At 71.4% G+C, this 12,755-nt stretch carries 6 protein-coding genes and 1 pseudogene; 3 read left to right on the forward strand and 4 right to left on the reverse strand.

What is annotated here, in order from left to right; all coding sequences use genetic code 11:
* The first annotated feature begins 253 nt into the window (after positions 1–253).
* A pseudogene (locus tag ACF1BH_RS05635) lies at positions 254–1,130 on the forward strand (IS5 family transposase).
* 162 nt (positions 1,131–1,292) lie between these two features.
* Here the strand turns inward: ACF1BH_RS05635 and ACF1BH_RS05640 are convergent.
* From ACF1BH_RS05640 to ACF1BH_RS05655, 4 genes are all read right to left on the reverse strand, one after another.
* Complete coding sequence (locus ACF1BH_RS05640) at positions 1,293–3,440, reverse strand: DEAD/DEAH box helicase (RefSeq protein WP_391641122.1); 2,148 nt, start codon at positions 3,438–3,440, stop codon at positions 1,293–1,295.
* A gap of 53 nt (positions 3,441–3,493) precedes the next feature.
* Entirely contained in the window at positions 3,494–4,855 is a 1,362-nt protein-coding gene (gene brxD / locus ACF1BH_RS05645; RefSeq protein WP_391641123.1) for a BREX system ATP-binding protein BrxD, read from the reverse strand.
* Positions 4,856–4,925: 70 nt separating this feature from the next.
* Complete coding sequence (pglZ, locus tag ACF1BH_RS05650; protein WP_391641124.1) at positions 4,926–7,865, reverse strand: BREX-2 system phosphatase PglZ; 2,940 nt, start codon at positions 7,863–7,865, stop codon at positions 4,926–4,928.
* Positions 7,865–11,761 (reverse strand): phage resistance protein, encoded by a 3,897-nt coding sequence (locus ACF1BH_RS05655; RefSeq protein WP_391641125.1) that lies wholly within the window; start codon positions 11,759–11,761, stop codon positions 7,865–7,867. The genes pglZ and ACF1BH_RS05655 overlap by 1 nt, the downstream gene beginning before the upstream one ends.
* Positions 11,762–11,902: 141 nt before the next feature.
* On the opposite strand from ACF1BH_RS05655, the gene ACF1BH_RS05660 reads away from it, so the two are divergent.
* Positions 11,903–12,202 (forward strand): hypothetical protein, encoded by a 300-nt coding sequence (locus ACF1BH_RS05660; RefSeq protein WP_391641126.1) that lies wholly within the window; start codon positions 11,903–11,905, stop codon positions 12,200–12,202.
* Positions 12,199–12,699, forward strand: coding sequence for a hypothetical protein (locus ACF1BH_RS05665; protein ID WP_391641127.1), 501 nt, complete (start codon positions 12,199–12,201; stop codon positions 12,697–12,699). The genes ACF1BH_RS05660 and ACF1BH_RS05665 overlap by 4 nt, the downstream gene beginning before the upstream one ends.
* The last annotated feature ends 56 nt before the right edge of the window (positions 12,700–12,755 follow it).

Below are 12,755 nucleotides of genomic sequence, written 5' to 3' on the forward strand. Positions count from 1 at the left end.
ATACGAGGCAGGCTCGGCGCCAGGTCCGCAGACTCGGCGAGGAGGCGCTGCCCGCGCTTCCGTCCGCCTACGACGATTGCGACGCATTCGACGCCCTGCTGGCCGTCGCAGCCCGGGAGGAGCAGCTGGCCCCATGCTCGAACTCGCGCATGCGGAACGGATCTCCCTGACCGCCACATATCTGGTGGCTGTCGTCGAGGACGCAGCTAGGGCGTGTTTGAGATCTGGCTTAAGGCCGTGAAACGATCTTGAGATGGCTCGTGGAGATCTGGCGGACGATCAGTGGCTGCGTCTGGAGGCGGTGTTGCCACCGTTGCCGGTGATGGGGCGCAAGCCGCGGGATCGGAGGCAGGTCTTCGACGGGATCTGGTGGCGGGCGAGGACGGGTTCGCCGTGGCGGGATATACCGGAGAGGTATGGCCCTTGGGAGACCGCGTACTCGGTCTTCCGCCGTTGGCAGATCGACGGGACCTGGGCCCGCATCCTGGAGAAGTTGCAGGTCAAGGCCGATGTTGCCGGGCACATCGAGTGGGAGGTGTCCGTGGACTCGACGGTCTGCCGGGCCCACCAGCACGCCGCCGGAGCCCGCAAAAGGGGGCTCGTTGTCCAGGCGGGACGTACGCGGACGGCCTGGCGGCCGAGCCGAACGACCACGGTCTCGGCCGCTCGCGCGGCGGCCTGAGTACCAGGCTCCACCTGGCCGCCGACGCGTCCGGACACGTACTCGCGGTCGTGGTCACCGGCGGACAGCGCGGCGACGCACCCCAGTTCACCGAGGTCATGAGCCGAATCCGGGTGCCCCGGGAGGCTGGCGGCCGCCCCCGCGTCCGGCCCGATCACGTGCTCGCCGACCGGGCATACTCCTCCCGCCAGATCCGCGAGTACCTGCGTCGGCGGCAGATCCCGCACACCATCCCGGAGAAGCGCGACCAGGCCGGACACTGCCTCCGCCGAGGCTCGACGGGCGGCCGACCACCCAGCTTCGACCGCGAGAAATACAAGGCCAGACACAAGGTCGAGTGCCGGATCGGCTCCTCAAGCAGGCCCGCGGCGTCGCGACCCGCTACGACAAGCTCGCCGTCCGCTACGAAGCGACCGTCCAACTCACCTTGATACGGCAGTCCCTGTGACCCCATTTCAAACACGCCCTAGGTCGGGCTATGCGCGGGAGGAGTTCTTGCCGGGCCTCATCGGCCGAGGCCCGGCGGGCGTGGCAGAGGTGACAGCGATGCCTGGAGGAGAGGCGAAGAGAACTGGGGCGGCAGCGGAACTCATGTCGGCAGGAGCGGAGTTCACATCCCCCATTCGAGCCGTACCGGCTCTCGCGCCGTGGCCAGTGCCCCGTCGAAGTCGGCGAGACGTTCGGCCAGTGTGGCGGTGGCCACGCGTGGCGGGAGGGCAGCCGAGAACTTCAGGCCGCGGACGGCGCGCGGGTCGACGGTGGGTAGAGTGAGGGCGCCCGGGAGTTCGGCGCGGGCGGATTTCCAGTTGGTGGGGGAGAGGTCCTGGCGCAGGCGGAGATGGGTGTCGGAGGGCCGTTGGACGGGATCGGCGAGGTTGCCGAGGGAGGCGGCGAGGGTCGCATTGGCGCGGTAGCCGGCCCAGGTCCACCAGCGTGTGGCATCGGCATCGCGGACCACGAGAGTGCCGGCCGGGTGGACCTCGTGAGGGGCGCGATCGGTGCGCAGCTCGGCGAGGGAAGCGGTGGCACGGCGGGTGAGTCGGACGTCGGGGTCGGTTCCGAGGAGGACGTCGCGCATGGCGCGGGTCAGAGCGAACGAGAGGCCGCGGGCCTCGCTGCCCTGCCATATGGCCACACCGCCGTCCTCGACGGGTTCGACGAAGGCACGGCGGCGGGCCCAGTCGATGAACGTGACCTGCCAACTGCGCCCGGCAAGCAGCAGGCGGCGCGGGCCGGGGCGTTCCTCGGTGAGCACGGTGGGGTCGGTGGTGCCGATCTCGGTGCGCCCGGCGAGGACGGTGAACTCGGGCGGCGCGGTGAAGGAAGCGGTGAGTTCCATGAAGTGGCGGCGGCCGAAGTGCTTCTCGGCCTCGGGGCCGATGAAGAGCATGCCGTCGTCGCTGTCCAGGAAGCCCTCGTCGATCAGGTGCTTCAGGAGCGGGGCGGCCGACCGGTCGAAGGGCGCGAGGCCGTTCCACCGGGCCGGCCAGAGCCGGTTGCCGATGCGGTGCTCCTGCAGGGTGAGCGCGAGCAGCTGCTGGGCGACGAGGTGACGGGGTGACGGTGGCGGGGTGACGGGCTCGACCCAGCCCCGGGCCCAGAGGGTGAGCAGCCCGGCGGCCTGCAGCAACGACTCGGGCCGGGTGGCGAGGAAGAGACAGTTGCGGGAGGTGCCGGCGCGGCGGCCGGTGCGGCCGATCCGCTGCAGGAACGAGGCGACGGTGCCGGGGGAGTCGATCTGGATGACGCGGTCGAGGTCGCCGACGTCGATGCCGAGCTCCAGGGTGGAGGTGGACACGATGACGCAGTCGCGCGCCTCGGCGAACGCCTGCTCGGAGCGGGCCCGTTCATCGGTGGAGAGCGAGGCGTGCGAGAGGAACACGGTGACGTCGCGGGCCCGGAGCGCCGCACCGAGTTCCTCGACCTGCTTGCGGGAGTCGCAGAAGACCAGACGCTTCTCGCCGCGGTGCAGGGCGGAGATCACCTTGGCGGCGTTGGCGAGCGAGCCGACGTAGTCGAGTTCGACGTCTCCCGCGGGCCTCGGCAGCGGGGTGTCCCCGGCCGTGTCCGGAAGGGTGATGCCGGGCGCGACGACCCGTCCCGGGCGTTCGGCGGGGCGTGCCCCCTGCAGCCACGTCAGCAGTGCGTCCGGGTTGCCGACGGTGGCGGAGAGCCCGATCCGCTGGATCCGGTGACCGGCCAGCCGCTCCAGCCGTTCGAGCACGGCAAGCAGGTGCCAGCCACGGTCGTCACCCGCGAAAGCGTGCACCTCGTCGATGATCACGGCACGGACCCGGCCGAGCATGTGCGTGTGGTCGGTCTTGACACTGATCAGCATCGCTTCGAGCGACTCGGGTGTGGTGAGCAGGAAGTCGGGCGACTCGGTGCGGATACGGCGCCGTACGGACTCCGGGGTGTCGCCGTGCCAGAGCCCGGCGCGGCGACCGAGCCACTGGGCGTAGGTGTCGACGCGGTGGACGAGGTTGTTGAGGAGGGCTTTGAGTGGGGCCAGGTAGAGGACAGATGTGCCGGTCCAGTGCTGTTCCCGCATGGCGGATAGGACGGGGAAGGTGGCGGCTTCCGTCTTCCCGCCCGCGGTCGGCGCGAGCAGGATCGCGTCCTCGCCGTCCATCAGCGGTTCCACGGCGGCCTTCTGCAGGGGGCGCAGATCAGGCCATCCGAGAGTGTTGACGATGTGGTGCAGGACGACCGGATCGAGGCGTTCGAGCGGGTCGGGGCCGGGCGGCTGGTCCTGCACGTGGGCGGCTCCCTGCGCTTGGTCTTCCGGGAACGGGATGGGAAGGCGACAGATCAGAGGTCGAGATCGAGGTCGTCGGCCGACGCGGCCGCCGGGGGCGCGGCGAGGTTGCGTTCGGTGGCAGTGAGATCGCCGCTGCCGAGGGTCAGTTTGTAGTGCGTACGCGGATCGAAGTCGTCGAACTGATCGATCCGGTCGAGTACGTCCCCGACCAGCTTCTTCAGGTACAGGCGCGGTGCCACTCCGACTTTCCCGCCCAGCGCCCCGCCCATGGCCCTTGCCAGGTCCGAAAGGTACGCGTCGTCGGCGAGCCGCTTGACCCGCTCGGCGGAGTCGGAGGAGGAGACGCCGTCCGCGTACAGGTCACGGATGGTGGCGCCCAGACCGGTCAGGGACTCCTCGGTGAATCCGGGAAGCCGGATCTGCACGGCACGCGGGTTGTCGAAGCGTGGGTCGGTGGTGAAGTCGGTGGCCAGGCGCTGGGCGAGCGGGGCGAGACGCTGGACGCCCTGCTGTCCGTCGTAGAAAGCGGGCGTGCCGGTGATGACGAGGTAGAGGCCGGGGAAGCGGCCGGAATGTACCTCGTCGATGAGCTGGCGCAGGGCGTTGAGGGCCTTGTCGCGGGCGTCGGAGCGGACCCGCTGCAGCGTCTCCACCTCGTCCAGGACGAGGACGAGCCCGGCGTGCCCTGCGTCCTTGAGCATGGTCAGCAGGCCTTGCAGGAAGCCGAAGGCGCCGAAGTGGTCGAGGTCGCCGCGGACTCCTGCGCTGCGACGTGCGGCAGCGGCGACGTGCGGCTGGCCGCCGAGCCAGGCCATCACCGCGGCGGCGGTTGCCTCGTCGCCGGCGTCCAGGGACTGCTTGTACCCGCGCAGGGCGGTGGCGAAGGCGGGGGCCTGGCGGGACACCTCGGCCAGGCGGGCGGTGAGCAGTCGGTCCACGGCCTGCGGCAGTTCGCTCTCGGCCGCGCCGTCGGCGAGCGCGTCCTCCTCAAGGGCGTAGAACCAGGCATCGGCTACGGGCCGCAGGGCGCTGGGCGGGAAGCTCGCGGTGGTCAGGCGTTCGGTGAGCCGTCGGTAGACCGTCTCCAGCTTGTGCAGCGGGGTCTCGGTCTCCGACACCTGTACCTCGGCCACGGCGAAGGTGCGCCGCTTGGCGCGCTCGCCGAGCCAGCGGGTGAAGAAGGTCTTGCCGGAGCCGTACTCACCGCGCACCGCTTTGAACACCGAGCCGCCGGCGGCGACGGTGTCCAGTTCCTCGTCGACCGCCTGCTCGAAGCGGCCCAGGCCGGTGGCGAGCAGGTCGAGGCCGCTCTCGGGGACGGCGCCGCGCCGCAGTGCGTCCACGACGGCGCGGCGGCGTACGGCGCCGACGGGTGCACCGGCACGAGGGGCTGAGGATCCGAACGCGTTCACCCGGACAGTCTCCCATCAGGGAGGTTGCCGGACCGCCGGAATACCGGCGGACGGATCCGGTTCGTCGTGCTCACGGGGTATGCAGTCCGAACTGTTCGATCAGTTGGGCCCGGTGCAGGCGCAGGGTGCGGTTGTCGGGGAGGATCTCCAGGATCTGGGCGCCGTCGTAGTTGAGGAGCTGGGCCAGGGTCGCGGCGAAACCGGGGGCGCGGCCGGCGGGCTGGCCCGCGCGTTCGGCCAGGGCGGTCATGGGCAGGGTGCCCGCTTCGACGAGGGCGACCAGCGCCTTGGGCAGGACGGACGGGTCCCGCGGCTTCCGGGCGAGCAGGTCCAGCTGCGCCGCGTACAGCTCGGTGGCGACGAGCCGTTCCACGAGCGCGACGGCAGGCGGCTGGGCCTGGAAGGAGGGGGCTTCGGTCTCCGGTGCGGGGTCGGCGGGCTTCTGGGGCGTGAGAGGGGCGAGTTCCTCATCGCCGAAGAGACCGATGACTCCCTCCGCCACGGGCGGGGCGGCCTTCCTGGACTGCTTGGCGCGCGGACGCGACGGCGTGGCGACGGGGGCAGCGGTGCCGGACGAGGCGGCGGCCTCGGCGCCGGATTCCGTCTCGATGCCCGTCTCGTCCGACCACCACAGCGGAGCTGGATCGCCCAACTCCCGCCATCCTTCCGGTGGTTCGGTGCCGAAGGGCAGCAGGGCGAGCAGCGGGATGGTGAATTCGGCAAGGGTCGCACCGCCGTGGTAGCCCGCCTTGAGGGCGGTGTACCGGGCGTCGTGGTCGCGCAGAGCGACGATGCGCGAGCCGGGCTCCGGCCAGACCACCCGCGGCCCGGCCAGTGTGATCTCGGAGGAGGCGACCGGGCCGCCGGGGTCGCGGTGGCGGGCTGAACCGATAGTGCCTGCGGGCGCGTCGAGCTTGCTGCCCCGCCCTTCGATGACATGGCCGTGGTCGGAGGTCAGGAGCACGGTCATGCCGTTCGCACGCGCGGCCCGCAACAGCGGCTCGAGACCGCCGACCTCCTTGGTCCGCCAGGCGCCGTCCCCGAGCTTCTGTTCCTTGGCAAGCCGGTCGTCGACGGTGTTGAGGACGACGGCGACATGCATGCGCTCGTCGGCGAGGGCCTCACCGAGGGCGGTGGAGAAGGGCGAGCCGGTGTCGGGGCCGCGCAGGTCGTCCTTGTGGAAGACGGCCGCCGGGGCACCCTGCCAGCAGGAGTGCTGAGGGAAGAGCCGCTTCTCGTCGTTCTGGTCGCCCTTCATCAGGGTTCCGGTGAAGAGCGAGGTGCGCGAGACAGCGGTGAGTGTGGGCAGCGCGGCGGCCACGGCACGCCGCACCGGTGCGCCGTGAGCCACGGGAAGCGGGTCGAACTCGGCCCACTGTTCGCGCAATTCCTGCCCCAGCTCGGCCGCTATGGCCGCGCTCATCCCGTCCAGGAGCAGCAGCAGGACCCGGCGCCCCGGCTCGGCGACGACCGGTGCGACGACCCGCGTCAGGAGGGACTCGACGGTGAGCAGGGAACCGGGGGAGCTGCCGTCCGCCGTCCACACCGCGAGCCGTTCGCAGAAGGCGTGGTCGAGCGTGCGGCGGGTCCGCCGCACCTGGTCGCCGATCCGGCTGTACGCGGCGGCGAGTACGGAGTCGGGGTCGCCGCCCGCCTCCAGGTGTTCCAGGGCGCGGTCGGCCCAGCCGAGTTCGCGGATCTGGCGGTCCGTCCCGTCGGTCACCGACTCGATCTCGTCCGAGGGGTTCCCGGCCAGCCACCGTTGCAGCCGTACGGCCATCCGGACCCGCTCGATCCGGGCCCGGGTCTCGCCGTCGCCGGTGGCAAGAGCGTGCGCGCGGAGCGCAGCGACGGAGTCTGTGACCGCCTCGGCGGAGCCGCCGGTCAGCGCGTGACCGACCGCGGTGAACCGGGCGTCGAGCCCGGCGGGCAGGAGCGGACTGGCGGTGGCGGCTGCCTGCGCCCCGAACTGGGCGACCAGCTGTGCGGCCCGGGCCAGCACCGGGTCGGCGAGACGGTGCTCGCCCCGGTAGACGAGATCGCGTACGTACGCCTCACCGCTGCGGGCGAAGGAGGCCAGGAGCCGGTCGAGTTCGTCGCCCTGGGCGGGCGGCTGCTCGCCGAGCCACCGTTCGGCCCGGCCGCGCGCGCGGTACAGGTCGTGGTCGGCCTCCGCGTGTCCCCACAGGGCGGCGCAGACCACTGCGTACGCAGCTGCGTCGGGGCCGTGCTCGGCATCGACCAGGGCGGTGATCACCCTGCCCGTGGAGCCGCCCTGTTCGGGTGCGGCGAGGAAGTGGGCGAGGCCGGCCTTCTCCGGTCCGCGCAGTTCGCGCAGGAGGTCCGGGCCGCCGGGGGTGAGGGCCCACCGGAACAGGGCGACGGGGTCGACCCGGTCCGACTCTCCCGGCAGGACGCGTCCCGCCGGTGTGTCCCCGCTGCTGTCGTCGAGGCGGAGACGCCGCCGGGTCAGCCGGCTGAGGGCCTCGTCGCGGGAGAGCACGCCCCTGCCGATCGAGCGCCAGCCCCGGGTGCCCGCCGCGTCCAGGAGCGCCTCGGCCGCCCAGGTCTCGCCGCGCAGGCGGGTGTCGAGGCCGCTCGCGCCGAACGCCTCCTGCACGACCTCCCAGTTGTCGACGGACCTGATGCGGCGACTGTAGACGCGGGCGAGCAGACCGGGGTCGAGCTCGGTGTTCTCCCGGCCGGTGAGGACGACGAGGACGCGCGGCTCCGGCGGGACCTGCGCTTCCAGGTGGTCCAGGATCTGCTCGTGCACCGCGAGGACGGACGGCGCGACAGTCACCCGCACCTGCGTCCCGCCCACCGTCGGCTGCACGGCAGCCCCGTCCCACTGCGGGGCGGCCCGCAGCAGCATGACGCGGACCGCGCCGTCGCAGAGCTTGCTGCGCGCCGCGACGAACTGGCGGACTGTGCTCACGGACAGCCGGGCGGGACCCGCAGCTGCGGGCCCCGGCTCGGCGGCGGGCGTGGTGGTGATCGTGCCGGACATCAGTCGACGACCTTCCAGGTGACCTCGACGGTGGCGTCGGGGTGGGCCGCGGCAAGTGCCGCGATCTCGGCCTGCAGCTCCGCAGCCGCCCGGGCGGCCGTCGTCCGACCGCCACCGGAGCGGGCCACCGGGCGCGCCGGATCACGCGGTGCGGGCGGCGGCGTCGGCAGCACCTGCGGATGGGCGGAGCCGCCGTCCAGGGGCACCGTGTCGGAGCTGGGTGCCGGGGCGGCGGACTGCTGCGGGGCCACCGGCGGACTCTGCCGGGACCGCAGCAGTGCCATCACCTCCCGGCTGCCCTTCTTCAGTACGGCCGGCAGGTCGGGGTAGTCGCCGGGGTCGCCGACCGCGGCGTCGCGCACCCGCTCCAGGATTGCCGCACCGTCCCGGCCGAGCGTGTCGGCCAGCTCCAGCTGTTCACCCCAGCTGGTGTTCTGCAGCGCATCGGCCACGGTCCGGGCACTGGTCAGCGACATGCTGTACCGGTGCGCGGTGAACCCGCCGAGGTCGAAGCCGGCCAGCCGGTCCACCACAGCCTTGGCGCCGAGGTTCTCCTCCCGCACCGCGTCCACCAGCTCCTGGGCTCGCCGGGCGAGCACGAGGCGGGGCGAGGCGTCGTCCAGGTGCAGGAACCCCCGGTGCTTCTCCAGCTCCGTGACGAGGCGTGCTGCATCGGTGGCGAACGCCTTCGCGGCCTTGCGGATCTCCCCGGCGAACTGGTTCACGATTCGCCCACGCCGCAACTGCGGTGCGGGCGTGCCGAACACCGTCTCGTATCGCTTGCGGGCCTCCGCCCAGTCCGCTTCGGTGGGCAGCGGCTGCTCCCGCAGCGCGTAGTCACGCTTCAGATCGCTCGGCAGCGGTGCGGGCTCGACCGCGACCCCGCCGCGCACCCACACGCGGTCGGACATCTCCGCGTACGCGGCGGCGAGCAGCCGACGCAGCGGCTCGGGCAGGCCGCGCGGGTCGGGCTGGTCGCTCCAGTCGGCAAGCTTGACCAGGGTCGGCTCGGCGACTCCGTCCCGCCGGGCCTGCGCGTTGAAGTGGTCGAGCCAGGCGTTGGACTGCCGGTAGTACGCCTCCTGCATCACACCGAGCTTGAGGCCGCCCGCGATCCGCGCCATGACCTTGCGGTCCTTGGACTCGACCTCCACCTGCCCGTCACGGTCCTCGGCGGCCTTGCGCACGTACTCGAAGACGGTCTTGATCTCGGCGGCCCGCAGCGGCTTCCCGGTGCCTTCCGGATCCAGCTCGGGGTGGGCGGGGAACTGGTGGGCGAGCAGCTTCCCGGACAGCTGACGTGCGGCGTCGTCCATCTGTGCACCGATCGGTAGCTGCAGGTCCGCCACCTGCTGCTGGGCCTCCAGGTGGTTGCCGAAGCCGAGGTCGACGACGCCTTCCTGCTTCTGCGCGAGTCCGTACGCCTGCTTCAGCGCGCCCAGGACCCGCTCGGTGAGGACCTCCCGCTGCGACTGCAGCATGCCCTTGGCACGGGCCTTGTCGTCGGCGTTGAGACTGCGCGCGAACTCGGAGTCGAAGCGGGCCTCGTCGGACAGTGCCTTGTCGATGACGACGAGACGTTCGAAGTCGCCGCGGGTGGCGTCGGTGAGATGAGTGGGCAGCCAGGCCAGGGTCCGCGAGTCGCCGCCCGTCTTCTCCCGCAGCGTACGCAGTCGCTGGAGGTCGTCCATCGGCCCGAACTCGCCCTCGTCGTAAGGGAAGTCGACGACGAGCCGCCAGGCGTCCTCCTGGCTGGGCCGCAGCGCCGCGTCGGAGAGCGAGTCGACGTCGGCGACGTTCCCGAAGACCACCTCGACCTGCCGCTCGGTGCCCTTCCACACCAGGTCGAGTGTGTCGTACGGGTCGAATCCGCCAGTCCCGTCGGTGACGCCGAGCGCCTCCTTGAGCAGGGTGCGCATCTTGGTCCGGCGGTTGCCCAGGTTGTTGTGGACCTGGGCGTTGGCGAGCACCGCGTCGAGGTCGACGCCGGTCAGTTCGAGGCGGACGACCGCGCCGGGACCGGTGCCGGCGACCTTGATCTCGGGGAAGGTCGCCGCCCATTCCTTCGCCTTCTGCTCCAGGCGGCCGATCTCGGTTCCGGCGATCCGGGTGGTGATGGACCCGTGGTTGAGCGCGTTGAGGCGGGCCAGGGTCAGGTCGGACAGGGCGGGGACGCTCGGCGCGAGCGCGGAGAGGAGCAGCGTCTGGATCAGTCGGCTGTCACCGGTGAAGTCCCGGCAACGGGCCTTCAGCTGCGGGTCGTTGATCGTCTCCGGACGACGCCTGTACGTCTCCACGTCGTCCTCGGTGACCTGGTTGGTCTTCAGCAGGTACGGGCGCAGCTTCTCGCGGTACAGCTTGTCCGCCGCCTCGAAGTGGACGCTGGTCTCGCCGCTGAACGCCTTGTCGCCGCCGCCGACGATCGCCGGGTACAGATCGCCGAGCGGTACGAGCTGGCCGAGCCGCCAGTCGTCTCGGTGGTCGACCAGGAGTTGGCTCATCAGCTTCAGGCCGGTGCGGGAGCGCTGCAGCGCCCCGGAGATGTGCACCAGGGTGTCCATGAACGCCGGCGGGAAGGGGTAGGTGCGCCGGAAGGCGTCCTCGTCCGCGCCGGTGGTGGAGTCCTTGTGGCCGAGCAGGGTCTGCCAGACGTCCGGGCCGAGCTTCTTGGCCTCGTCGAAGGCCGCCGCGACCTTCGCCTCGGCCTCGTCGTCGACGGGACGCAGCAGACGGGCCTGCGCGATCGTCGGCAGGTTGCGGTCCTCCAGGACGATCGAGTCGTATCGGCCGCCGTTGAGCTTCAGCGTGTCCTGCACGGCGGCCTCGGCGGCGCCGGACATCTCCTCGCCGACCAGCTCGCGCAGGTCACGCTGGCGGGCGATGAACGAGACGACGGGGATGGCGCGGCGCTCGTCGGCGCCCTCCACAAAGTTGGTGACCTTGCCGGCCTCGCGGCCGAGCGCCTTCTGGTCGTGGATGAGGGTGGCCAGCCACAGGATCAGCTCGTCCATGAAGAGGACGAGTCCGTCGTAGCCGAGAGACTTGGCGTGCGCGGCGATGATGCCGAGGCCCTTGTCCAGGGAGACGAAACCGTCGGCGTTCTCCGAGGCGCTGCGGGCGAAGGACGGGAAGAGGGTCTTGGTCAGGTCTTGGACGAGCCGGGCCCGCAGCTCCTGCGGGGTGGTCGGGTTGTCCAGGTCGAAGCCCTTGGTGTTCTCGTGCTCCTCCTGCGCGGCGACGGCCCGGTCGAGCAGTTCGGTGGTCCAGGCGAACGCCTCGCCCCACTCGTCGCCCTCGCCGCTGTCGGCCTCGGCGAGCTGCGCGATCACACGGTCGTCGCCGCTGCCACGGCGATGCGCGGCGAAGTCCTCGAAGAGGCCGTCGGTCAGATAGACCTGCGGCAGATCGCAGCCGGGGTGCACCTTGCGTACGTGCTCCACGTACTTGCCGAGAATGCGCTGTTCAAGGGACTTGGCGCCGAGCATGTGGTACGGGACGAGCAGGAACTTGCGATCTCCCGTGTCCAGCCAGGAGTGGCGGGCGCGGACGGGGTCGAGGCCCGTCTTGGTGCGGGCGGCCTGGTGGCCGGAGAGCAGGGCGTAGAGCACCGCCATGAAGTGCGACTTACCGGAACCGAACGAGCCGTGCAGGTAGGCAGCCTTGGAGGACTGGCTGTCGAGCGCCGACTTGATCAGGTCCAGTGCCTCGTCGAAGTTGCCGCGCAGGCGGTCGGTGACGACGTAGTCCCGCAGGGCGGCCTCGGCGCCCTCTGGCGTGACGGCCTCGCCGAGCTTCAGCACGAAGTCGGACGTCGACACGCGCTCCGGGATGTCGATCAGCTCGCGGAGAAGGGGCCGGCCCTCGGGGCGGGGGGTGTTCCTGCTCATGAACGCCATGGTGTCTCTGATACTCCTCGCCCGGCTGGTCCTTCAGCTCGATCAGAAACTGAGCTGCCCGATCAATCGTAAAGGGCGGTACTGACAGTGGGCCCTGCGATTCACGGCAACCGCGTAACACGGCGTGTTACGGTTTGGGGTATGGCTACGAAGACGCGTTTCAGCATCAGCATGGACCCCGTGCTGCACGCGGCGGTCAAGAAGTCCTCCGCGGCGCTGGGCCTCGATGTCTCGGCGTACGTCACGGCCGCGGTGCGGCGGCATATGGCGGAGGACGAGGTCGTGGTGCGCCGGTTCGCGAGCATGGACGCCGCGATCGCGGCCACGGACGCCGCTCCGGTGCCGTCCGGCGCGGTGGTGGACATCACGGATGAGGACGTTGCGGCCGCACGGGCCGGCATGGCCCAGGCGTTGGCCGCGCCGGAGGATCCCGCCGCGTGAACCGTCCGGTGTTCGTCTACGGCGCGGGAATGCTCATCGCCGTCGACCGGCAGGACCGCCCGGCCCACCTCCTGCACCGTGCGCTGCTCGGCCCGGGCCACCCGCCGGTGATCCCGCTGCCCGTCCTCGCGCAGGCGTGGCGGCCCAAGAGGTGGACACCGCTGACCAGGCTGATCCCGGAGTGCGTGGTCTTCGGCACCCGGAGTGTCGAGCCACCGCCGTGCGGCGTGTGCCAGGGCGGACAGGTGACCGATGACGCCAAGCGGGCCGGACAGCTCCTCGCGCTGGCCGATCTGCCGGACGGGAAGCGCCCCGACGAGGTGGACGCGCTCGCGGTCGTCGTCGCGGCACGCCACCCGGAGGCGGTCGTGGTTACGTCCGCCCCGCGGGATCTGTGCGCCTACCGTGCCGCTCTCGACCAGGGAGGCAAGGGCGTGCGGATTCTGCCGGTGCCGGAGCTGGCGGGATTCCTTGAGGGCAAGCGCGTGCTGCTCTGAGCAGTCCAGTTTCCGCCGGGCGTCGGTGAGCGATGCCGGTGTCAGGGGCGGTCCGG

Source organism: Streptomyces sp. NPDC014733 (assembly GCF_043083385.1).
GTDB lineage: Bacteria > Actinomycetota > Actinomycetes > Streptomycetales > Streptomycetaceae > Streptomyces.